Here is a 21780-nt window from a genome sequence, read left to right as displayed (position 1 = left end):
ATCAGACGTGCAGATCGAGCCCCGATACTTCAAGGTCCCAATCGACAAAACTGGCAGTGGCCATATAACTGGCCAGCGCATGGGCGACACGAGAGCTCATGGAGCGCGGGAAAATGATGTCTTGCGGACGCGCAGGCACGTTGGCAGTGCTGCCAATCGTTGAATCACCCGTTTCACGGCGAGCGCGCGCTGGAGGCGGCGGCAGCTCGGCATCAACTACGACTTCCTCAAAAGAACCTTCGACGGTCGAAGGCGTTTTCTGCGGCTTTCGCTTGATGGGATACGAGCGTGATGAGGTTCCGTCTATGCGCATCGATTATGTACTCGGCGTCGATAGTGGCAATTTAGCGTTACTGCCTTGTAGTTCGCAAATTGCGTAACGATAACTAGACCACATATATTGCAAACTGTTATCGCCAAATGAGATTAAAGACCATTTGCACGATAAACGGTAGATGGCAAACTGATATTTTTCAAAAACTGGCTGACTGGTTGGCGGGTATCGAAAAGACATCCTCATGAAAGCGGCAGGCTGCCGTGCAATCCCCGCCCCCCGTTCATTCAACGCGCCTTCGGCGTAGCCACCTTGTCACGCAGGTAAACCGGCTGAGCGTCATCTGCAGGCAGGGCCTCGCCGCGGTGCCAGGCAAAGGTCGCCAGCGTCAACAGATCCTGCGCGTGCGGCAGCATGGCTGCATCATGACCTGCCAGGCTGACCGGAATACGCTCTGCGTAGCCCCAGCCCGTACCGGCACCAAACCATTGACCGCTGGCCTGCGCAGGCAGCGTGGCCAGTTCGGGCGCCATCACAGCTTCGTCGCCCAACAGACGCATCTCGCCAGCGGTCTCGTGATAGCAGCCCCAGTACACCTCGTCCATGCGCGCATCGATGGCCGATGCCACTTGCGACACGCCGTGCTCGCGCCAGGCGCGCTGCGCCAGTACGGCGAGGTTCGAAACAGGCAGTACCGGACGTTCCAGGGCGAATGCCAAGCCTTGCACGACGCCGATGGCAATACGTACACCGGTGAATGCACCAGGCCCGCGTCCGAAAGCGATGGCGTCCAGCGCCGACATGGCAATGCCCGCCTCAGCCATCAGGGTTTTGATCATGGGCAGCAGCCGCTGGGCGTGCAGGCGCGGAATCACCTCGTAGTGGCTCAGCACCTTGCCGTCATGCAGCAAAGCGACCGAGCAGGCTTCAGTGGCGGTGTCCAGGGCCAGCAAGGTGGTCATCGGTGTTTCCGTCGTGGTCAATGTGAAAAAGTGCAGCAGTATAAATGACAAATGGCCCGCAAGCGGGCCATTTATTGTTCAGACCGAGAGCCTTACTTAAGAGCTTCCAGTACTTTTGCAGTGATGTCCTCAACCGAACCGACGCCCGGAATATGGCTGCACTTGGGCTTGCCGTTCTTCGCTTCCAGCTTGCTGTAGAACTCGACCAGCGGCTTGGTCTGGGCGTGGTACACCGACAGGCGATGACGCACGGTCTCTTCGACGTCGTCCTTGCGCTGCAGCAGCGGCTCACCAGTCACATCATCGATACCTTCAACCTTCGGTGGATTGAAGATGGTGTGGTAAATGCGCCCGGAACCTTCGTGAACCCGGCGGCCGGACATGCGCTTGACGATTTCTTCGTCATCGACGGCGATTTCCAGCACATGGTCGATTTCCAGACCGGCTTTCAACAGGGCTTCGGCCTGTGGAATGGTGCGCGGGAAACCATCGAACAGCACGCCGTTCGCGCAGTCCGGCTCGGCCAGACGGTCCTTGATCAGGCCGATGATCAGGTCATCGGAAACCAGACCGCCAGAGTCCATAACGCTTTTGGCCTTAAGGCCCAGCTCGGTTTCAGCCTTGACTGCAGCGCGCAGCATGTCGCCTGTCGAAACCTGCGGGATGCCGAACTTTTCAGTGATGAATTTTGCCTGAGTACCTTTACCGGCCCCGGGAGCTCCCAGCAGAATCACGCGCATCGTCATGCTCCTCAAATTTTTTATAGTGAAATCATCGGATTCGCCTCGGGGGCCAATCTAAAAAATGAATCAGGCCAATAGGCCGAAAGGCTGATCAAGATACACAGCAGACCGAGGCCGCACAAGCCGCCGAAAGTCGCAGTAACCGCAGGCGCACCGGCTTGTCAGCCTTGATTTCAGAGTGACATGACCTGTATCAAGGTTTACGGCAGGCCAGCCTGCAAATCCCGCGCTGGCCATCGCCGGACCAAAAAGGCCCGACGATGGCATCGGCCTGATCCATCAGCCCGTATTCCGCAGACCGGCAGCAATCCCCGCTACAGACACCAGCAGCGCCAGTTCCAGAGGACTGTCCAGACTGGCTTCACGATTACGCGAGCGCGACAACAGCTCTGCCTGAAGCAAATGCAACGGGTCAAGGTAGGTGTTGCGCAGGCTGATGAATTCCAGCGTTTCAGGGCTGTGGGCCAGCAGTTGCGTCTGCCCGGTCAGCCCCAGAACCACATTGCACGCCTGCGACAATAGGTCACGTAAATGTGCGCCCAAATGTTGCAGCTCGGCGCTGACCAGACGTTCGTCATAGAGTCGGGCGATGTCCGCATCGGCTTTGGCGAGGACCATTTCCAGCATGTCGATGCGCGTTCTGAAGAACGGCCACTGCTCACGCATCTGCGCCAGTACCTCGCCCTCCCCGCGCTCCAGTGCCTTGCTCAGCGCAGCCTCCCAGCCCAGCCAGGCGGGCAGCATCAGACGCGTCTGCGTCCAGGCGAAGATCCACGGAATGGCACGAAGACTCTCTACACCGCCCTCGCGGCGCTTGGCCGGACGGCTGCCAAGTGGCAAACGCCCCAGTTCCTGCTCGGGTGTCGCCTGACGGAAATACTCGACGAATTCCGGGTTCTCGCGCACCACGGCGCGATAGGCGCTGACCCCGTCGCCGGCCATCTGGTCCATCATCGTCCGCCACGCCGGTTGTGGAGGTGGCGGCGGCAACAGGGTCGCTTCCAGCACGGCGGCCAGATAGAGATTGAGGTTCTGCTCGGCGATGTCCGGCAGACCGAATTTGAAACGAATCATTTCCCCTTGCTCGGTGGTCCGGAAGCGCCCGGCCACAGAACCCGGCGGCTGCGACAGAATCGCCGCGTGCGCCGGACCGCCGCCACGACCGACTGTACCGCCGCGGCCGTGGAACAGCAGTAATTCAACCTGCTGCTCGCGGCAGATCTCCACCAGTCTTTCCTGGGCACGATACTGCGCCCAGGCCGCCGCCGTCGTGCCGGCATCCTTGGCCGAGTCGGAATAGCCGATCATCACCTCTTGCGGGCCGTGCAGACGCGAGCGATAGCCCGGCAGCCCGAGCAGTGTCTCGATCACCGGACCGGCGTTATCCAGGTCGGCCAGGGTCTCGAACAGCGGTACCACACGCATGGGCCGCTGCAGCCCGGATTCCTTGAGCAGCAGTTGCACGGCCAGCACATCCGAGGCCGAACCGGCCATCGAGATCACATAAGACCCCAGCGACGCCGCCGGAGCGGCCGCCACCTCCCGACAGGTTGCCAGCACCTCTGCGGTATCGGCTGCCGGCTTGAAGTAGCTCGGCAGCAGCGGCCTGCGGTTATTCAATTCACGCAACAGAAAGTCGATACGGGTCTGCTCATCCCACTCTTCGTAGCGACCCAGCCCCAGATAATCAGTGATTTCGGTCATCGCTGCGCAGTGACGGCTGGAATCCTGGCGAACATCCAGACGCACCAGGAACAGACCGAATGTGACGGCCCGACGCAAGCAATCCAGAAGCGGCCCGTCGGCGATCACACCCATGCCGCATTCGTGCAGCGACTGGAAGCACAGCATCAGCGGGTCGAGCAGTTCACGGTTGTCTTGCAGCACCGCTTCCGGCGCAGGCAGGGTTTCGCTTAGTGAGGCATTGGCCCAGTTGCGCGTCGCACGCAAGCGCTCGCGCAGGCGTTTGAGTTCCGCTCGATAAGGCTCGGCGCTGTCACCCACGCTGGCACGCAGAGCGTCGCTAGCCTGCTGCATCGACAGTTCTGCGGCGAGATTGTCCACGTCACGCAAATACAGGTCAGCCGCCATCCAGCGCGCCAGCAACAGCACTTCGCGGGTGACCGCAGCCGTGACATTCGGGTTGCCGTCACGATCGCCGCCCATCCATGAAGCAAAACGGATCGGCGCGGCTTCCAGGGGCAGATGCAGGCCGGTGGCTGCATGCAGCGCATGGTCAGCCTTGCGCAGGTAGTTTGGAATGGCGTGCCAGAGCGAGTGTTCAATGACCGCGAAACCCCATTTGGCTTCATCGACCGGGGTGGGTCGGATGCGCCGGATCTCTTCGGTGTGCCAGGCCTCGGCAATCAGCCGCTGCAGGCGCGAAGTAATCTGTGTGCGCTCGATACTGTTGAGATCGCGATGATCCAGTGCGGCGAGCTGCGCAGCGATGGCATCGTATTTCTGGATCAGCGTGCGACGTGCTACCTCGGTCGGGTGCGCAGTCAGCACCAGCTCGATTTCCAGCTTGCTCAGCTGGCGTGCCAGAGCGTCCGGTGAATGACCTTCGACTTTGAGACGATCAAGCAGCTCGGGCAGTACTCGCGATTCGAATGGCAGCGGCTGTTTATCGTCGCGGCGGTGCATGAGCTGATACTGCTCGGCAATATTGGCCAGGTTGAGAAACTGGTTGAAGGCACGCGCAACCGGCAGCAGTTCGTCATCACCCAGCCCGTCGACGCTGGAACTGAGCTGTTCAGCCCCTTCCGCCGAACCACGTCTGCCCGCTTTGGCGCCTTTGCGAATACGCTCGATCTTGTCGAGAAATTCAGCGCCTCGCTGCTCACGAATCGTATTCCCCAACAGCTCACCCAACAGGTGAACGTCTTCGCGCAGACGCGCATCGATATCGGCCATCGTTCCTCTCCCGTTTTTTATCTGGGCTCAGTTGCGTACCCGCTCGGCAGCACGGGCGTACGTGAATTCAAATCCGCTGTGCCAACAGTGCACCAAAAGCCTGCAATTGGACAAATGCTTCAGCAAAAACCTGAACGCCATCAGGGTCATTGATCGTGGCTCCACACCCCTTAATATGATGACCAACATATTGGCATTCATCTGAAGGCTTCTGAAAATTCCTGACCGGCCAGTAGATATTTATCTGAACTATTCAAAAACCGTGAAGGTCGGAACATTTAACCATTACAGGAAAGCCCGAAAGGCAGTAGGCGGTTGTAGAACCTGATGCCCGGACTTGATGCAACGACTGTCATGGATAACCACGTTGGAGTCAGACATTGGAGTTGATCAACATGAACACCTTAACTGCCAAAACCAAATTCAAAGGCCTGCGCGGCCTCAAGTTAGCTGCGCTGGCACTCGGTAGCACCTTTATCCTGGCCGGTTGTGCCGGTAACCCGCCTTCCGAGCAGTACGCGGTTTCGCAATCGGCCGTCAACAGCGCTGTCAGCGCTGGCGGTACCGAGTTCGCGGCGGTGGAAATGAAGTCGGCTCAGGACAAGCTCAAAGCTGCTGATCTGGCCATGCAGGATCATAAATACGAAGAAGCACGCCGACTGTCTGAACAGGCCGAGTGGGACGCTCGTGTAGCAGAACGTAAATCTCAGGCCGCCAAAGCTGCCAAGGCCGTGCAGGACGCTCGTCAAGGCGTCAACGAACTCCGTGAAGAAGGCCTGCGTCAGGTGCAGTGATTGCCCCGCACACCCTTCCGTTTTCATGAATTCGTAACTGATTAAAGGACGACCTTATTATGCGCAAACAATTGATGATCCCTGCTCTGCTGGCCATGAGCGTTGCCCTGGCAGCCTGTGCAACCAAGCCAAACCCTAACCTGGAACAGGCTCGCAGCAACTTCACCGCGCTGCAGACCAATCCTCAGGCCACCCAAGTCGCCGCCCTTGAAACCAAGGACGCCAGCGAATGGCTGACCAAGGCAGAACAAGCCTTCCGCAACGATGACGACGTACAGAAAGTCGACCAACTGTCGTACCTGACCAACCAGCGTATCGAACTGGCCAAGCAGACCATCGCCCTGCGGACTTCTGAAGCAGCGCTGCAAAACGCTTCTGCCGACCGTGCAAAAGCACGCCTGGAAGCACGTGACGCACAGATCGCCGCATTGAAAAACAGCCTGAACGCCAAGCAGACCGAACGCGGTACGCTGGTAACTTTCGGTGACGTGCTGTTCGACTACAACAAGGCCGAACTGAAGCCAACCGCCCAGGGCGACATTGGCAAGCTGGCTGGTTTCCTGCAGGAAAACCCGGACCGTAAAGTGATTGTCGAAGGCTACACCGACAGCACTGGTTCGGCTTCCTACAACCAGTCGTTGTCCGAGCGTCGCGCCAACTCGGTGCGTATGGCTCTGGTACGCATGGGTGTAGACCCAGCACGCATTGTGACCATGGGTTATGGCAAGGAATACCCGGTTGCTGACAACTCCAGCAACTCGGGCCGCGCCATGAATCGTCGTGTGGAAGTCACCATTTCCAACGACAACCAGCCTGTTGCACCACGCTCTTCGATGAAATAAGCGACTGAGCTGCTGCACCGAAGCCCCGCCTGCGCATACAGGCGGGGCTTTTTCATGGGCGAGGTTTTTTACGGCTGTCGTTATTGCCGAGGCGTTTGCTGGCCGAGGCAACGCACTGCCTGCCTGCGATCATCGATCAATACGCCCGACAGACCTTTCCGCGACGTATCGAACAACACCAGTACGCCATCAACGCACTGCGCGACCTCGGCGGCTGGCGTGGCAGCGACCTTGTAATCCTCGCCGGGGACGGTTTTGAGCAGGGTGAATTCACCGAGCAGCAGTGCATCCTCGGGCTTTGCGAAGTGCAGGTAGCCGTAAAACCACAGACAGCCCACCGTGCCGATGACGGCACCCACCGCGCTGAGGATCATGCCGTTGAGGTTACGCTCGCGGCTCATGGCGCTGGCGGTGTTGCAGGGGTCGGGTAGTTGGGCACTTCCGCGAGGCGGCGCAGGCCGTTGAAATGCGTCGGGTCGTCCAGATAGCGCAGCATGACCTGACGCCAGAGAGGGTCTGCGAACGTCTGTACGTGTTCGCCGCGGGTCAATTGCAATACGCGCGGTGGCGGCGCGGCCTTGTACAGCTCGATGCCGTTGGCGAGCGGCACCAGCGTGTCGTCCATGCTGTGAAAGATCAGCATCGGTGTGCCAGCCAGTTTTGGCAGGCCGTTGACCGCGCTGTCGGCCTCCGGGATCAGCCAGGACAAGGGCGCTTTCAATGGCCAGGTCAGCCACGACTTGCTCAGCGAGTTTCGCGCGACACTGCGGTAGCTGGCCGGCACGCTGTCCAGCACCAATGCCTTGATCCGCGAGCGCTCTTGCGGGTGTTCGGACAGGTAATGCACCGCCAGCGCCCCACCAATGCTTTGCCCCAGCACCACAAGCGGTTTGCCTTGCACTTGCGGCGCAGTGTTCAACCAGTCGAAAGCGGCCTGAACGTCCTCGTAGACCGCCGGCAGGCTCGGCTCGCCCTGCGACTCACCATAGCCCCGGTAATCCAGCATCAACACTTGATAACCCTGCTCGGGCAACCACCAGACGCCACCCAGATGCCAGGACAGGTTGCCACCGTTACCGTGCAGATGCAGCACCGTCCCCTTCACCGGCACGCCTTCCTTGGCGGGCAGCCACCAGCCATGCAGGCGCGTCCCGTCGGCAGCCGTGAGGTTCACGTCCTGATACTGCAGGCGCGCCTTGTCAGGGGTGAACGGAACACCCTGCTCGGGGTAGAACAACATCGAACTGCAACCGGTGAGCGCAAGGACCAGGGTGAAGATGCCGAGCAGTTTCAAATGAGCTTTCCTTGTTGTTTTCATCGCCACATCACTGCCGAGCTGGTGCGAGACTCAGATTCTCGTTCCCATGTTCCGCGAGCATTGGCCGATAGGCATAGTCATGAGCTTTCGGAGAATGTACCTCTCCTTCGCGAACAAGTTCGCTCCTACGGCCTTCGGCCAGAGTCAAAAACAGGCTGGCGTACAGCGAAGATCGCTGCCTACAAAATATTCGAGTAATCCGCTTCGATACGGTCCAGGCTCAGGTGGTTGAGGAAGTTGGAGAAGCACATCCAGGCTGACAGGGCGTTCATGTCACGGAACTGCTCGGGCAAGTACTTGGGTGCGACCACCAACCCTTCGTCCACCAGTTGGCGCAGGGTACGCATATCTTCCAGCGTGGTCTTGCCGCAGAACAGCAGCGGCACCTGTTCGAGCTTGCCCTTGCGCACGGCGAGCTGAATGTAGTTGTAGACCATGATGAAGCCCTTCAGGTAGGACAGGTCCTTGGTGAACGGCAGGCCGTTGGGCACCGAACCGCGGAAGACGCGACTGGCATTGCCGTAGCTCTCCGACATGCCAAAGCCCTGCTCCTGGTAAAACTCGAACACCTGCAGAAAATCGGCACCCTGCTCGGCCATGTGAATGGCGCGCGTGCGATTGGTCAGCTTGCGCAGGCGGCTCGGATAGGATGCAAAGGCGATGACTTCCATGAGAATCGCCAGGCCTTCCTGCGTCACCGTCGAGGATGGCGGGCCTTTGGACAAGAACGTACAGATCGGCTGGTTTTGCCCGTTCAGCGTGGTGCCCACGTGCACCAGCCCTTCGTGCACTTCCAGCGCGCGTACATCGCGTTCGTTGAACATCGCGTCGGTGCGGATCTTGATGTAGTCGGCACCGGCAGCCGCATCGGCGACGATCCCGTCGGATTCGAAAACCCGGATGGTCTCCTCGGCCTCACCGAACACGCGGTTCAAACGCGATTGCAGCAGCGAAACAGCGTCCTTGGCGGTGAGCGTTTTCGGCTCGTCCTTCAGGTCACCGCGCCCGGCAATGTTGTTCAGGTAATCCGAGAGCATCAAGCCGAGATCGGCCAGCGTCGGATCACCCGCATGAAAAGCGTCGGATGCCGCGCCGTACAATTCCTGAGAAATCAGCCCGAAGTCAGACGTACCGCGTGCCTCAAGCATACGCACCACCATGCGGTACTCACGGCACATGCGGCGCATGATCTGCCCGACCGGGTTGAACTGCCCCAGTTGACGCGTAACGTCGCGCTCGATGTTCTGAAACTCTTGCTTCAAGGCGGAAGAGTCGAAACCCAGCGGTCGGTTTTCGTAATAGGCGCGGTCCACGGCAGGCAGCGCCTTGCCCTTGGCGGCCAGAAACTCCTTGCGGACGTTCTCATCCCATTTAACTGCATCCAGAATGCGAATCGGCGTCTGTGCAACGACGATCCGATCCGATAAAGCACGAATAGTCTGTTGATACTCGTCCACCGGTACTCCTTGGCTGGCTGTCACGCTACTGCTTGGCGGCGCGGAACAACACGCCACCGCTGGAAAATATCGAAACTGGCAGGATCGTCAAACCGTCTGAACAGCCGATCCGGGGCACTCGCGCAGCAGTATAGTCACCCTCGAAGCGGCTGCGGGGTCCCCAGGACCAGACGCATCTGCCGGGTCAGGATACAGAGCATTTCTTCGTCGGCTTGACGCTGCGGCCCATGCAGCAGGCCTTGATACTCAATGCGACGGATAAGCCCCGTCAACACCTGAGCATCCTGATAGGGCTGCAGGGAACCGAGCACCTGGAAAAACTGACAACTGCCTTGCAGCAAAATTTCCTGGTGGGCCATGACCAATGGCGTCAGGCGCGGGTTGATCAGTGCTTCGTGGTAGAACGCCTGCTCGGCGATCAGATAGTCACGCCGGGTCAGCAGTTGATGGCGGATGTGCTCCATCACCATACGCGCGATGTCGTCCGCCAGACGAAAACGGTCGGTCGGACTACCGGAACTGCGGCTCATCATTTCGCGCAGAATGCCTTCGGTGTTCTGCCACAGCCGCGCCAGATAGTCAGCGCTGCGCTGTACATACTGGGCGAAGGCATCGGTCAGCAGATCATCAATGTCCTTGAAGTAATAGGTGGTTGCCGACAGCGGCACACTGGCTTCAGCGGCCACTGCGCGATGGCGCACGGCGCGTACGCCGTCACGCACCACGATACGCATGGCGGCATCGAGAATGACCTGCCTGCGCTGCTCACTGCCCTCGCGCGCAGCCTTGCGGCCCTGATACTTGACACTTTTGGCCACCGCGCTCGCTACTCCGGCGGCCCCTTCTCTGGCAATCGTCACGACAGCTTCCTTATAAGTCGCTCTGAAATGAGTCGATCTGAAAAACACCTAAAAAAAAGCCGCCCATTGAAGGCGGCTGTTTTAACACTGATTACGCTTGCGGGCGCATATGCGGGAAGAGAATCACGTCGCGGATCGACGGCGAGTCGGTGAGCAGCATCACCAACCGGTCGATACCGATCCCCTCGCCTGCCGTCGGCGGCATGCCGTACTCCAGCGCACGGACGAAGTCGGCGTCGTAGTGCATGGCTTCGTCGTCACCGGCATCCTTGTCGGCCACCTGAGCCTGGAAGCGTTCGGCCTGGTCTTCGGCGTCGTTGAGCTCGGAGTAGGCGTTGGCAATTTCGCGACCGCCGATGAACAGCTCGAAACGGTCGGTGACGTTCGGGTTTTCATCATTGCGACGCGCCAGCGGCGACACTTCGAACGGGTACTGGGTAATGAAGTGCGGCTGTTCCAGCTTGTGCTCGACCAGCTCTTCGAAAATCATCACCTGCAATTTGCCCAGGCCTTCGAAGCCCAGCACCTTGGCACCGGCCTTTTTCGCAATGGCGCGCGCCTTGTCGATGTCCTGCAGGTCGGCAGCGGTCAGCTCGGGGTTGTACTTGAGGATCGAGTCGAACACCGACAGGCGCACGAACGGTTCGCCAAAGTGGAACACTTTGTCACCATAAGGCACGTCGGTGGTACCCAGCACCAGTTGCGCCAGTTCGCGGAACAGTTCCTCGGTGAGGTCCATATTGTCTTCGTAATCGGCGTAGGCCTGGTAGAACTCGAGCATGGTGAACTCGGGGTTGTGCCGGGTCGAAACACCTTCGTTACGGAAGTTGCGATTGATCTCGAAGACCTTCTCGAAACCACCGACCACCAGACGCTTGAGGTACAGCTCCGGGGCGATACGCAGGAACATTTCCATGTCCAGCGCGTTGTGGTGGGTTTCGAACGGCTTGGCCGCCGCGCCGCCGGGAATGGTCTGCAGCATCGGCGTTTCGACTTCGAGGAAGTCGCGCTTCATCAGGAAGCTGCGGATGTGGGCGATGACCTGCGAGCGCACGCGGAAGGTCTCGCGCACTTCCTCGTTGACGATCAGGTCGACGTAACGCTGACGGTAGCGCTGTTCGGTGTCGGTCAGGCCGTGGTGCTTGTCGGGCAGCGGACGCAATGACTTGGTCAGCAGGCGAACGCTGGTCATCTCGACGTACAGGTCGCCCTTGCCGGAGCGTGCCAGCGTACCTTCGGCAGCGATGATGTCGCCCAGGTCCCAGGTTTTCACCTCGGCCAGGGTTTCTTCAGGCAGGGTCTTGCGGTTGACGTAGACCTGGATGCGCCCGGTCATGTCCTGGATCACCATGAACGAGCCACGGTTGAGCATGATGCGACCGGCAACCTTGACCGGAATCGCTGCCTCTGCCAGTTCTTCCTTGGTCTTGTCGACGTACTGCTTCTGCAGGTCGTTGCAGTAGCTGTCGCGGCGGAAGTCGTTGGGGAAGGCCTGACCCTTGGCACGGCCTGCAGCAAGCTTTTCCTTGCGCAAGGCGATCAGGGTGTTTTCTTCCTGTTGCAGGGCTTGCGGGTCGAGTTGTTGGTCGCTCATGTCTTTAAATATTCCATCACAGGTTCGCCCTCGCCTTGCGACGAGGGACTTGAGGTGTCGGCTGACGGTTTACAGCCCTTGCTTGAGGCTCGCGATCAGGTATTCGTCGATATCGCCATCAAGCACCTTGTCGCAGTCGCTGCGTTCGATGTTGGTCCGCAGGTCCTTGATACGCGAGGCGTCCAGTACGTAGGAACGAATCTGGTGACCCCAGCCGATATCGGACTTGGTGTCTTCGAGCGCCTGGGACGCCGCGTTACGCTTCTGCACTTCCTGCTCATACAAACGGGCCCGCAGCATTTTCATGGCGGTGTCCTTGTTCGCATGCTGGGAACGCTCGTTCTGGCAACTGACCACGGTATTGGTCGGAACGTGGGTGATACGCACCGCCGAGTCAGTGGTGTTTACGTGCTGACCACCGGCCCCGGAGGAACGGTAAGTGTCGATACGCAGGTCCGCCGGGTTGATGTCGATTTCGATGTTGTCATCGATTTCCGGCGAAACGAATACAGCCGAGAACGAGGTGTGGCGACGGTTGCCGGAGTCGAACGGGCTCTTGCGCACCAGACGGTGAACGCCGATCTCGGTACGCAGCCAGCCAAAGGCGTATTCGCCCTTGATGTGCACGGTAGCGCCCTTGATACCGGCGACTTCACCGGCGGACAGTTCCATGATGGTGGCGTCGAAACCGCGCTTGTCAGCCCAGCGCAGGTACATGCGCAGCAGGATATTGGCCCAGTCCTGCGCTTCGGTACCGCCGGAGCCGGCCTGGATGTCCAGGTAAGCATTGTTGGGGTCCATGTCGCCGCTGAACATGCGGCGGAACTCGAGCTTTTCCAGCGATTCGCGCAGGCGCTCGACTTCGGCTGCGACGTCATCGACGGCAGCCTGGTCTTCTTCTTCGGCAGACATCAGCAACAGGTCTTTGGCATCGGTCAGCCCCGAGGACATTTCGTCCAGGGTTTCTACGATCTGCGCCAGCAGGGAGCGCTCGCGCCCCAGTTCCTGGGCGTAGGCCGGGTTGTTCCAGACGTTTGGATCTTCGAGCTCGCGGTTGACTTCGGTCAGACGATCATGTTTGTGATCGTAGTCAAAGATACCCCCGAATGGTTTCGGAGCGCTCGGACAAATCCTTGATGCTGTTTAGGATCGGGTTGATTTCCATGGTAGGCAGCACTCGCAGGCGAAATTTTCAAAGCCGACGAGTATACCCCAGGCCGGGCCACGAAAGCAGCCCGTCGGGCAGGCGTTGTGAAGCCTATTTTATCGGCCGCTGCCGGCGTCAGCCAGCCGCGACCTGGTTGCGTCCGTTGTTCTTGGCCTGATAAAGCCCTTTGTCGGCATCCAGAATAAGCTGACGGCTTTGCATCCCGACCTGTGGCGTCATGGTTGCTACACCGATACTCACCGTCAGGCTGGAGCCGGGCACTGGCGCAATGTGCGGGATGTTCATGCCCGCCACGCTTTGGCGCAGCTTCTCTGCCAGCAGACGTGCGCCGCCGGGCGAGGTATTGGGCAGGACCATGGCGAATTCTTCACCACCGTAGCGTGCTGGCAAATCAGATGGACGACTGCAACTGTTACGGATGGCCTTGGCGACCTGACGCAGGGCCTCGTCGCCCTCCAGGTGGCCGAAGTTATCGTTGTAGGGTTTGAAGTAGTCGACATCGATCATCAGCATCGACAACTGGGATTGCTCGCGAATTGCCCGGCGCCACTCCAGCTCCAGATACTCATCGAAATGACGACGGTTCGACAGCCCTGTGAGGCCATCGGAATTCATCAGGCGCTGCAACACCAGGTTGGTATCGAGCAATTGTTGCTGGCTGACGCGCAGGGCCCGATAGGCCTCGTCGCGCTGCAACAGGGTCATGTACGAGCGCGAGTGATAGCGAATACGCGCAATCAGCTCGATGTTGTCCGGCAGCTTGACCAGATAGTCGTTGGCCCCCGCCGTAAACGCCGCGCTCTTGATCAGCGGGTCTTCCTTGGTGGACAGCACGATGATCGGGATATCGCGGGTCAACGGGTTGCTGCGGTACTCACGAACCAGCGTCAACCCGTCGAGGCCCGGCATCACCAGGTCCTGCAGAATCACCGTCGGCTTAAGCTGCACGGCCTGGGCAATTGCCTGATGCGGGTCGGCACAAAAATGAAAGTCGATAGACTCATGGCCAGCCAGGCCGCGCCGTACGGCTTCACCAATCATGGCCTGATCATCCACCAGAAGCACCATTGCGCTGTTTTCATCCGGTGTCTTGAGCTCATCCGTTTGCAGGTCATTCATGATCTTTCTCCTGATCGCCGACTGCCGCTGAGTTCAGCACTGCAGTCATTGAGTAAATACCTCGATCAAGCGAGGTGCTATGGCGGGCAACGGGCAGATTTCCACGGCAGCATCAATGGCTGCGGCAGCCTTGGGCATGCCATACACAGCAGAACTGGCCTGATCCTGAGCGATGGTCAGAAACCCCCGCTCTCGCATGGCCTTGAGTCCCTGTGCACCGTCGCGCCCCATCCCGGTCAGCAGAACGCCGACCGCCTCGCCATTCCAATAACGGGTAACGCTCTCGAAAAACACATCGATCGAGGGCCTGTAAACTTCATTCACCGGCTCCGCCGTGTACGCCAGCGTGCCGTCCTTGAGCAATCGAATATGATGATTGGTGCCCGCCAGCAACACCACACCCGGCTGTGGCGTTTCACCTTCCCGTGCCAGACGCACCGGCAGGCCGGAGGCAGAGCTCAACCAGTCGGCCATACCGGCGGCGAAGACCTGATCGACATGCTGCACAAGGACGATCGCCGCCGGGAAGCTCACCGGAAGCCCCTTGAGCAGAATCTCCAGCGCCGCAGGCCCGCCTGCCGAGGAGCCGATCGCGACGAGCCGGTCACGTCTCGACGGCGCGGAAACCGGTGCAGCCGCGCCCCGTTCAAAGCCGACACGCTGGCCGATCAGCCAGTCGATATTGAGGATCTTGCGCAGCAGGGGCGCCGCCGCCTCTTTTGGATTGGGACCGCCAATGGCCGGTGTGTCCACCACATCCAGCGCGCCGTGCCCCATCGCTTCGAACACGCGGCGCATGTTCTGCTCGCGGTCGACGGTCACGATTACGATAGCGCAAGGTGTTTCGGCCATGATCCGGCGCGTGGCTTCCACACCATCCATCACCGGCATGATCAGGTCCATCAGGATCAGATCCGGGGTCTGCTCGACGCAACGCTGCACGGCGTCGGCACCATTGGACGCCACCCAGATGATCTGATGTGCGGGCTCGAAAGCCAGCGCACGGCGCAGGGCTTCGATGGCCATGGGCATATCGTTGACGATGGCAATCTTCATCCTTGCGCGTCTCCTATCAATTCGACGACAGCGTCGAGCAAGGCATCATCGTGAAAACTGGCCTTGGCCAGGTAATAATCGGCGCCGGCGTCCAGACCGCGACGCCGGTCTTCTTCGCGGTCCTTGTAGGACACGACCATGACCGGCAAGGACTGCAAGCGGGTATCGCGGCGCAACAGGGTCACCAGCTCGATACCGTCCATACGCGGCATGTCGATGTCGGTAATCAGCAGGTCGAAGTCCTCGGCGCGCAGGGCGTTCCAGCCGTCCATTCCGTCCACGGCCACCGACACCTGGTAGCCGCGACTGAGCAGCAGCTTGCGTTCCAGTTCGCGCACGGTCAACGAATCATCGACCACCAGCACGCGCTTGCGTGATACCTGGTCTACCTGGCGATTGCGTCGATCAATGCGTTCCAGGCGGCCGGTATTCAGCAGTTTTTCCACCGAGCGCAGCATGTCTTCGACATCGATGATCAGCACCACCGAACCGTCGTCGAGCAAAGCCCCTGCCGACACGTCCTGCACCTTGCCCAGGCGCGTATCGAGCGGCATCACCACCAGCGTACGCTCACCAATGAAGCGTTCGACGGCGACGCCATAAACCGCATCGCGCTCGCGAATCACCACGACCTTGAGCGTCTCTCCGGCCTTCTGCGCAGGCGGCCGGTTCAGCAATTGACTGGCCGAGACCAGGCCTACATGGCGCTCTTCATCCCAGAAATGCTGACGCCCTTCCAACTGCAGAATGTCGTCAGGCTGCAGGTCGCGCATACGTTCGATATGAGCCAGCGGAAAGGCGTAGGCTTCACCGCCCACTTCCACGACCAGGCTGCGCACCACTGAAAGCGTCAGCGGCATTTCAATTCTGAAGCGACTGCCCTCGCCCGCCCATTGCTGCAGCTCGACGCTGCCGTGCATCTGGCGAACCATATGCTGCACGGCATCGAGGCCGACACCACGGCCGGAAATCTGCGTGACCTTGTCGCGCATGCTGAAGCCCGGCAGGAACAGAAAACTCAGCAGTTCTTCCTCGCTCAACTGCGCAGCGGTCTCGGCAGGCGAAAGCTTGCGGTCGACGATACTCTGGCGCACACGTTCAAGGTCCACGCCGCCACCGTCATCGCTCAACTCAACGACCAGCAAGCCGGCCTGATGCGAGGCCTGCAGACGAATCAGGCCTTCCGGATCCTTACCGGACGCCACGCGCTGCTCGGGCGATTCGATGCCATGGTCCACGGCGTTGCGCAATAAATGGGTCAGTGGTGCATCGAGCTTTTCCAGCACATCGCGATCGACCTGCGTCTTCTCGCCTTCGATCTGCAAGCGGACCTGTTTGCCCAGCTCACGCCCGAGGTCGCGGACCATGCGCGCCTGGCCGTTCAGCACATCGGCGAAAGGCCGCATGCGGCAGGCCAGTGCTGTGTCGTATAACAGTTGCGCACGTTGTGCCGACTGCCAGCCGAATTCATCCAGCTCGGCAGTGTGCCGGGCCAACACCTGCTGCGCCTGGGACAAGAGATTGCGTGCGTCTTCCAGGGCTTTTTGCACATCGGCCGAAGGGCCTTCCTCGCCAAAACTGGCGCCCAGCACTTCCAGCGCACGGTCGCTGCTGCTTTGCAGACGCTTGAGCCGCTGCATACCGGCCAGCAGCGGTTTGAGGCGCTGAGTCTCGACCAGCGATTTGCTGGACATGTCCAGCAACCCGTTGAGGCGCTCGGCAGTGACTCGCAACACGCGCTCGCCACCTTCGGCCACACGCCGTTCACGCAATGGCGTGAACGGCGCTTCAGGTTCCGGCATGACGGCTGGATGAGCGGGCGCAGGCGATGCTGCGACCAAGGGCTCGGGCACAGCCGCACCGCTGGAAGTCTCAAGCTGAAGCATCGCGCTGGCGAGCAAAGCGTCCGAGGCCGGGTCTGGCAGCGGCGTGCTCACCGTGCGTGCTGCGCCAGCGCCGGAAGTCAGCAACGTATTGAGCCTTTCGACATAACTGTCGATATCAGGCTGACCAATACTGTCGCTGCCTGGCGTGGCGATACGCATCAACAGATCGGTCCCCGACAGCAGCGCGTCGATGTGCTCGGCCTGAAGCAGCAGACGGCCTTCCTGGGCGCTGACCAGGCAGTCTTCCATGACATGCGCGACGCTCACGCCGAAATCGACGCCGACAATACGCGCTGCGCCCTTGAGCGAATGAGCGGCCCGCATGCAGGCTTCCAGCTGATCCGCCTGGGTCGGGTTACGTTCGAGTGCCAGCAGGCCCGCACTCAGTACCTGAGTCTGCGCGTCGGCTTCCAGCGTGAACAGTTCGAACAGCGAGGCGTCACGCATTTGATCTGGCGTCATGTGAGGCTCCGATACACCGCCGACAACAACTCATCTTCGTCCAGCCAGCGCAGGCTGCGGCCCTTCCATTGCAGAACGCCACGAGTGAAACGGGCATTGGCGTGCGAGCCGGACGCCGAAGCGGCTTCCAGCTCGCGCTCGTCAATGGCGTGAATGCCGTCCACCTCGTCGACCGGCACCACCACAGGGCCGCCTTCGGCGCTTAAGATCAGCATGCGCGGCACAACACGCGTAGACGGGGTGCTCACCGCTGTGCTGTCCAGGCCGAGCAGCTCGACCAGTGAGATGCACGCTACCAGAGCGCCGCGTACATTGGCGACACCCAGCAACGCACGCGAGCGCTGGTGTGGCAGTGAATGGATGGTCTGGCTGGGGGCGACTTCCGAGAGGCAGCGCGACGCCAGCCCCAGCCACTCTTCGCCAAGACGGAATACCAGAATCGAGCGGGTCTCGAGGTCGCGCAGCAACACCGAGCCCTGAAAATGTTCATGCGACTCCTGGGCCAGCGAATAGCGGTCCAGCAGTCGGGTGGCGGCGGCAGAATAAACCGCGCAGTTGCGGCAGTGGATGTGCTCTGCAAGCAGCGGGCAGGAGCGATCGCCATGAATGCCGATGCGGTTCCAGCAATCATCGATATCCTGGGCCTGATCATGGGTCAGACTGGAAAAACCGGACACGCCCGTCATCAGTGGTTTCCTTGTTTATTCGCGCCACGCGCAGCGCGGTCCTGCAAGCGGCGCGCGCCGGCAGTGTCACCCTGGGCCGCCAACAATGCCGCCAGTTGGGCCAGCGACTCGGAGTGCTGCGGTTGCAGATACAGCGCCTTGCGGTAGAAGCCCTGCGCCTGTGGCACACGGCCCTCCACTTCACTGAGCAGACCCAGCCAGTAAAACACCTGCGCGACCGGCTCATGCTGTTGCAGGTAACGCTCGCATGCAGCCCGCGCTTCGGCAGTTTTGCCTTCGTTGGCCAGCCCCGCAATCTTGTCGAGCACTGCCGACACCTCGCTATTGGCCTGCGCAGCGACTGGTTTTGCAATAGGCGCAAATGCAGCTGATGTGCGCGGCGCAGGTCGTGGCGCGACCGCTCTGGCAGGCGCCTCGACGACAGGACGCGGGGCAACGGGTGCAGCGACCTGTTTTGGCGCTGGGGCCGGCACCGCAGCATCGACGGACGCGTGCCGAAAAGCGAATGACTGAGCGATCCCCGTCGAGCGCATGCCGATAGCGGCCAGCAGATTGCCCTCCGCCGGACCGATAAACAGCAGGCCGTCTTCACGGGTCAGTTGTTTGAGCACCTTGAACACATGTTGCTGGGTCTGTCGATCGAAATAGATCACCAGATTGCGGCAGAAAACGATGTCATAGGCCACGTGCGAGGCGAGTTTTGGGTCGAGCAGGTTGCCCGGCTGAAAACTCACACAGGCGCGCACACTGTCAGCGATTTCAAAGCCGTCAGCGACCGGATGGAAATACCGCTCGCGATAACTGATGTCGCTACCACGGAAGGAGTTTTTCCCGTAAACGCCGTGCTCGGCCTTGGCAATCGAAACAGGGCTGATATCGATGGCATCGACCTTGAATTGCCTGGCGTCGACCCCGGCGTCGAATAACGCCATGGCGATGGAATACGGTTCCTCACCGGTCGAGCACGGCAGGCTGAGAATGCGCAAGGGGCGCGCACCGGCAAGGCTGGCGATACGCTCACGGGCCAGCATGCCCAGGCTGAGAAACGATTCGGGATAACGAAAGAACCAGGTCTCGGGAACGATCACCGCCTCGATCAGCGCCTGCTGCTCCTGTGGCGACGAGACCAGAAGATGCCAGTAGGCATCGCTGTCAGCGCAGTGGGCGGCCGCCGCCCGCTGACGCAAGGCACGCTCGATAATAGCCTCGCCGACGGACGTCACATCCAGGCCGATACGCTCCTTGAGAAAGCTGAAAAAGCGCGAATCATCCACCTTCATTGCGCGTCCTCAAGCAATTCGAGGTCAATCGGCGGCACCGGGTACAACAACTCGCGGACCGGCTCGCTCAACAGCTCGTGGACATGAATCCACTGCAACAGGCCCTGCTCATCCTCACGCACCGGCCCCAAGTAAGGTGACAGGCGATTGTCCAGCCCGTACGCCTTGAACTGCGCAACAGGGCAGCGCAGCGTCTCGGTGGCCTGTTCCAGAATCAGCCCCAGCAACTGCGCCGGGTGCGCGTCGTCGTAGCGATAATGCACCAGCACCATGCGCGTACTGGTCCGCGAGCGGGCCGGTTGACCGGAATTCAGCGCACTGATGTCGATCACCGGGACGATCTCGCCGCGGTGGGCAAAGATTCCCGCCACCCAGTGTGGTGCCTGGGCAATCGCCTTGAGTTTTACCCGCGGCAGAATTTCAGCGATCTCGGTCGCGTCCAGTGCATAGCGGTCTTCGCCGATACAAAACAGCAGAAAGAGCTTGCTGGCGGTCAGTGGCGTGCCATTGCGCCTCGGCGATTGATCGCTCATTGATCCTTCAGACCTTGAAACGCGAAACGCCACTGCGCAGCCCGACCGCGACCTGACTCAACTCGTCGATGGCGAAACTGGCTTGACGCAGTGAGTCGACGGTCTGGCTGCTGGCATCCGCCAGTTGCACCAGCGCCTGGTTGATCTGTTCGGCGCCGGTGGCCTGGGCCTGCATGCCTTCGTTGACCATCAGCACACGGGGTGCCAACGCCTGAACCTGATGAATGATCTGCGACAATTGCTCGCCGACCTGAGTGACCTCGAACATGCCGCGGCGCACCTCTTCGGAAAACTTGTCCATACCCATCACGCCAGCAGACACCGCCGACTGGATTTCCCGCACCATCTGCTCGATGTCATACGTGGCAACGGCAGTCTGGTCGGCCAGGCGACGCACCTCGGTGGCCACCACTGCAAAACCGCGACCGTACTCACCGGCCTTCTCGGCCTCGATGGCGGCATTGAGCGACAGCAGGTTGGTCTGGTCGGCGACCTTGACGATAGTGACGACGACCTGATTGATGTTGCCGGCCTTCTCGTTGAGGATCGCCAGCTTGGCGTTGACCAGATTGGCAGCGCCCATCACCTGATGCATGGTGTCTTCCATGCGTGCCAGGCCCTGCTGACCGGAGCCGGCGAGAATCGACGCCTGGTCTGCCGCCGAAGTGACTTCGGTCATGGTCCGCACCAGGTCCCGCGAGGTAGCGGCGATTTCCCGCGACGTAGCGCCGATCTCGGTGGTGGTTGCAGCGGTTTCGGTGGCGGTGGCCTGCTGCTGACGTGACGTTGCAGCGATCTCGGTGACCGAGGTAGTGACCTGTACCGAGGAGCGCTGCGCCTGCGCAACCAGCGCGGTGAGCTCGGTGACCATGTCGTTGAAACCGGTCTCGACCGCATTGAACTCGTCCTTGCGCGACAGGCTCAGACGGGTGCTCAAATCCCCCTTGCGCATGACGTCCAGGATACTCACGATCAATTGCATTGGCGCCATGATCGAACGCATCAGTAACAGACCGCAGGCCGCAGCCGCCAGCACAGCAACCAACAGCGACAGGATCATGCTGATCTTGGCAGCCAGCACGGCGTTGACAATGTTGGTGGTGGCCTGATCAGCCAGCTGTTTGTTGGCCACGATAAGCTCATTGAGCTGCTTGCGGCCGGCGAGCCAGACCGGGTTGACATCGCCATAGAACTCGGCACGCGCGCCTGCGTAGTCGCCGCGATCGTACTTGGCGTGAACCTCGGCGAGCATGCGCGAATAAGCTTCGCGGCGCTTTTCGAAAAGCGCGAAGCTGTCTCTGTCTGCATCATCGAAAATGGACTTCTTGTAGCCGTCCATCTGGGCCTGCAGGTTTTCGTCAAAGCCCTGAAACTGGTCTCGTTCCTGCTTGGTCAGCGGCCGCCCCTGCCCTTCGGCAATCAGCTCAAGCGTGCGGATGTAACTCTCGCCCCAGGCACTGCGCACCAAGGTGCTGTAGTAGACACCGGGCAACGCATCGAGACGTACATCTTCCTCGCTGGACTCGATGGACAACAACCGTGAATAAGATACAACGACCATCAGTAGCATGATTGCGATGATGACGGCGAAACTCGCCAGAATCCGTTGGCGCAAGGTCCAGTTCTTCACAGTCAGCCCTCAAGAGTTCAACGACGGCGTCGGGCCGTGTTCAAGAAGCGGACCGACGGACGGTCCAAACGGCGTGAGTATAGCCCAGCCGTCAAACGTTACATGGGTAATACAAAATGAAGTCACGGCCGCTATCGAACGCCGCTCTTTCACCCTTCTTCATGTCTTGTCGGCCATCGCGACCACTACTTGAGCAATGG

19 protein-coding genes are annotated in these 21780 nt (G+C 60.2%); 2 read left to right on the top strand and 17 right to left on the bottom strand.

The genetic code is table 11. The features are described 5' to 3' along the window. Window position 1 precedes the first annotated feature (1 nt). The 4 genes from JOE39_RS00225 to ppc all read right to left on the bottom strand — a co-directional run bounded on the left by JOE39_RS00225 (window position 2) and on the right by ppc (window position 4895). Window positions 2–313 (bottom strand): hypothetical protein, encoded by a 312-nt coding sequence (locus JOE39_RS00225; RefSeq protein WP_003314268.1) that lies wholly within the window; start codon window positions 311–313, stop codon window positions 2–4. A gap of 248 nt (window positions 314–561) precedes the next feature. Further along, a complete protein-coding gene (gene tsaB, locus JOE39_RS00220) occupies window positions 562–1236 on the bottom strand; it encodes a tRNA (adenosine(37)-N6)-threonylcarbamoyltransferase complex dimerization subunit type 1 TsaB (RefSeq protein ID WP_003339614.1) in 675 nt (224 codons plus the stop codon). Between the two features lie 92 nt (window positions 1237–1328). After that, the gene (gene adk / locus JOE39_RS00215) at window positions 1329–1976 is read right to left on the bottom strand and encodes an adenylate kinase (RefSeq protein ID WP_003314266.1); all 648 of its coding nucleotides are present in this window, start codon (window positions 1974–1976) and stop codon (window positions 1329–1331) included. A 282-nt stretch (window positions 1977–2258) separates the two neighbouring features. After that, window positions 2259–4895 carry a phosphoenolpyruvate carboxylase gene (gene ppc, locus JOE39_RS00210; protein WP_003422016.1) on the bottom strand — a complete coding sequence of 879 codons (2637 nt, stop codon included), beginning with the start codon at window positions 4893–4895 and terminating at the stop codon, window positions 2259–2261. Window positions 4896–5275: 380 nt separating this feature from the next. Between ppc and JOE39_RS00205 the strand changes: the two genes are divergently transcribed. After that, window positions 5276–5689 (top strand): DUF4398 domain-containing protein, encoded by a 414-nt coding sequence (locus JOE39_RS00205; protein ID WP_003314262.1) that lies wholly within the window; start codon window positions 5276–5278, stop codon window positions 5687–5689. 59 nt (window positions 5690–5748) lie between these two features. Further along, window positions 5749–6531, top strand: a complete 783-nt coding sequence (locus tag JOE39_RS00200) for an OmpA family protein (RefSeq protein WP_003314261.1) — start codon at window positions 5749–5751, stop codon at window positions 6529–6531. 80 nt (window positions 6532–6611) lie between these two features. On the opposite strand, the gene JOE39_RS00195 is transcribed toward JOE39_RS00200, so the two are convergent. The 13 genes from JOE39_RS00195 to JOE39_RS00135 all read right to left on the bottom strand — a co-directional run bounded on the left by JOE39_RS00195 (window position 6612) and on the right by JOE39_RS00135 (window position 21580). After that, window positions 6612–6932, bottom strand: a complete 321-nt coding sequence (locus JOE39_RS00195) for a hypothetical protein (RefSeq protein ID WP_003314260.1) — start codon at window positions 6930–6932, stop codon at window positions 6612–6614. Continuing rightward, window positions 6929–7825 carry an alpha/beta hydrolase gene (locus JOE39_RS00190; protein ID WP_024664762.1) on the bottom strand — a complete coding sequence of 299 codons (897 nt, stop codon included), beginning with the start codon at window positions 7823–7825 and terminating at the stop codon, window positions 6929–6931. Before JOE39_RS00190 ends, JOE39_RS00195 begins: the two co-directional genes overlap by 4 nt. Window positions 7826–8028: 203 nt before the next feature. Beyond that, window positions 8029–9306, bottom strand: a complete 1278-nt coding sequence (locus JOE39_RS00185; RefSeq protein WP_003339622.1) for a flavohemoglobin expression-modulating QEGLA motif protein — start codon at window positions 9304–9306, stop codon at window positions 8029–8031. 134 nt (window positions 9307–9440) lie between these two features. Further along, entirely contained in the window at window positions 9441–10166 is a 726-nt protein-coding gene (locus JOE39_RS00180) for a TetR family transcriptional regulator (RefSeq protein WP_004418716.1), read from the bottom strand. 91 nt (window positions 10167–10257) lie between these two features. After that, the gene (lysS, locus tag JOE39_RS00175; RefSeq protein WP_003415497.1) at window positions 10258–11760 is read right to left on the bottom strand and encodes a lysine--tRNA ligase; all 1503 of its coding nucleotides are present in this window, start codon (window positions 11758–11760) and stop codon (window positions 10258–10260) included. Window positions 11761–11829: 69 nt separating this feature from the next. Next, window positions 11830–12925, bottom strand: a protein-coding gene (prfB, locus tag JOE39_RS00170) for a peptide chain release factor 2 (protein WP_096114110.1) whose coding sequence is annotated in 2 segments (ribosomal slippage) — window positions 11830–12852 and window positions 12854–12925 — 1095 coding nt in all. Because the reading frame shifts where the segments join, the coding sequence is not laid out codon by codon here. A 117-nt stretch (window positions 12926–13042) separates the two neighbouring features. After that, on the bottom strand, window positions 13043–14047 hold the full coding sequence (locus JOE39_RS00165) for a PleD family two-component system response regulator (RefSeq protein ID WP_003314254.1): 1005 nt from the start codon (window positions 14045–14047) through the stop codon (window positions 13043–13045). Between the two features lie 45 nt (window positions 14048–14092). Then, window positions 14093–15103, bottom strand: coding sequence for a chemotaxis response regulator protein-glutamate methylesterase (locus JOE39_RS00160; protein ID WP_003314253.1), 1011 nt, complete (start codon window positions 15101–15103; stop codon window positions 14093–14095). After that, a complete protein-coding gene (locus tag JOE39_RS00155) occupies window positions 15100–17451 on the bottom strand; it encodes a hybrid sensor histidine kinase/response regulator (protein WP_003391158.1) in 2352 nt (783 codons plus the stop codon). The genes JOE39_RS00160 and JOE39_RS00155 overlap by 4 nt, the downstream gene beginning before the upstream one ends. Further along, window positions 17448–18137, bottom strand: coding sequence for a chemotaxis protein CheW (locus JOE39_RS00150; RefSeq protein WP_003391161.1), 690 nt, complete (start codon window positions 18135–18137; stop codon window positions 17448–17450). The genes JOE39_RS00155 and JOE39_RS00150 overlap by 4 nt, the downstream gene beginning before the upstream one ends. Next, window positions 18137–19417 carry a protein-glutamate O-methyltransferase CheR gene (locus JOE39_RS00145; RefSeq protein WP_024662078.1) on the bottom strand — a complete coding sequence of 427 codons (1281 nt, stop codon included), beginning with the start codon at window positions 19415–19417 and terminating at the stop codon, window positions 18137–18139. Before JOE39_RS00145 ends, JOE39_RS00150 begins: the two co-directional genes overlap by 1 nt. Further along, window positions 19414–19950: a chemotaxis protein CheW gene (locus tag JOE39_RS00140; protein ID WP_003314250.1), complete on the bottom strand. Its 537-nt coding sequence runs from the start codon at window positions 19948–19950 to the stop codon at window positions 19414–19416. Before JOE39_RS00140 ends, JOE39_RS00145 begins: the two co-directional genes overlap by 4 nt. 7 nt (window positions 19951–19957) lie before the next feature. Then, window positions 19958–21580, bottom strand: coding sequence for a methyl-accepting chemotaxis protein (locus JOE39_RS00135; protein ID WP_024662079.1), 1623 nt, complete (start codon window positions 21578–21580; stop codon window positions 19958–19960). Window positions 21581–21780: the final 200 nt, after the last annotated feature.

It is taken from the genome of Pseudomonas sp. PvP100, assembly GCF_017833055.1.
GTDB classification, from domain to species: Bacteria; Pseudomonadota; Gammaproteobacteria; order Pseudomonadales; family Pseudomonadaceae; genus Aquipseudomonas; species Aquipseudomonas syringae.
The sequence above is the reverse complement of the archived record's forward strand: the minus strand, read 5'-3'. Positions and strand labels throughout refer to the sequence as shown.

What these genes read in the sequence shown, in the direction of transcription:
- JOE39_RS00155 (WP_003391158.1), bottom strand. Translation starts at nt 17,451, where the DNA reads ATGACGCCAGATCAAATGCGTGACGCCTCGCTGTTCGAACTGTTCACG.
- JOE39_RS00200 (WP_003314261.1), top strand. Translation starts at nt 5,749, where the DNA reads ATGCGCAAACAATTGATGATCCCTGCTCTGCTGGCCATGAGCGTTGCC.
- JOE39_RS00165 (WP_003314254.1), bottom strand. Translation starts at nt 14,047, where the DNA reads ATGAATGACCTGCAAACGGATGAGCTCAAGACACCGGATGAAAACAGC.
- tsaB (WP_003339614.1), bottom strand. Translation starts at nt 1,236, where the DNA reads ATGACCACCTTGCTGGCCCTGGACACCGCCACTGAAGCCTGCTCGGTC.
- adk (WP_003314266.1), bottom strand. Translation starts at nt 1,976, where the DNA reads ATGCGCGTGATTCTGCTGGGAGCTCCCGGGGCCGGTAAAGGTACTCAG.
- JOE39_RS00150 (WP_003391161.1), bottom strand. Translation starts at nt 18,137, where the DNA reads ATGACGGGCGTGTCCGGTTTTTCCAGTCTGACCCATGATCAGGCCCAG.
- JOE39_RS00160 (WP_003314253.1), bottom strand. Translation starts at nt 15,103, where the DNA reads ATGAAGATTGCCATCGTCAACGATATGCCCATGGCCATCGAAGCCCTG.
- JOE39_RS00140 (WP_003314250.1), bottom strand. Translation starts at nt 19,950, where the DNA reads ATGAGCGATCAATCGCCGAGGCGCAATGGCACGCCACTGACCGCCAGC.
- JOE39_RS00145 (WP_024662078.1), bottom strand. Translation starts at nt 19,417, where the DNA reads ATGAAGGTGGATGATTCGCGCTTTTTCAGCTTTCTCAAGGAGCGTATC.
- ppc (WP_003422016.1), bottom strand. Translation starts at nt 4,895, where the DNA reads ATGGCCGATATCGATGCGCGTCTGCGCGAAGACGTTCACCTGTTGGGT.
- JOE39_RS00225 (WP_003314268.1), bottom strand. Translation starts at nt 313, where the DNA reads ATGCGCATAGACGGAACCTCATCACGCTCGTATCCCATCAAGCGAAAG.
- JOE39_RS00195 (WP_003314260.1), bottom strand. Translation starts at nt 6,932, where the DNA reads ATGAGCCGCGAGCGTAACCTCAACGGCATGATCCTCAGCGCGGTGGGT.
- lysS (WP_003415497.1), bottom strand. Translation starts at nt 11,760, where the DNA reads ATGAGCGACCAACAACTCGACCCGCAAGCCCTGCAACAGGAAGAAAAC.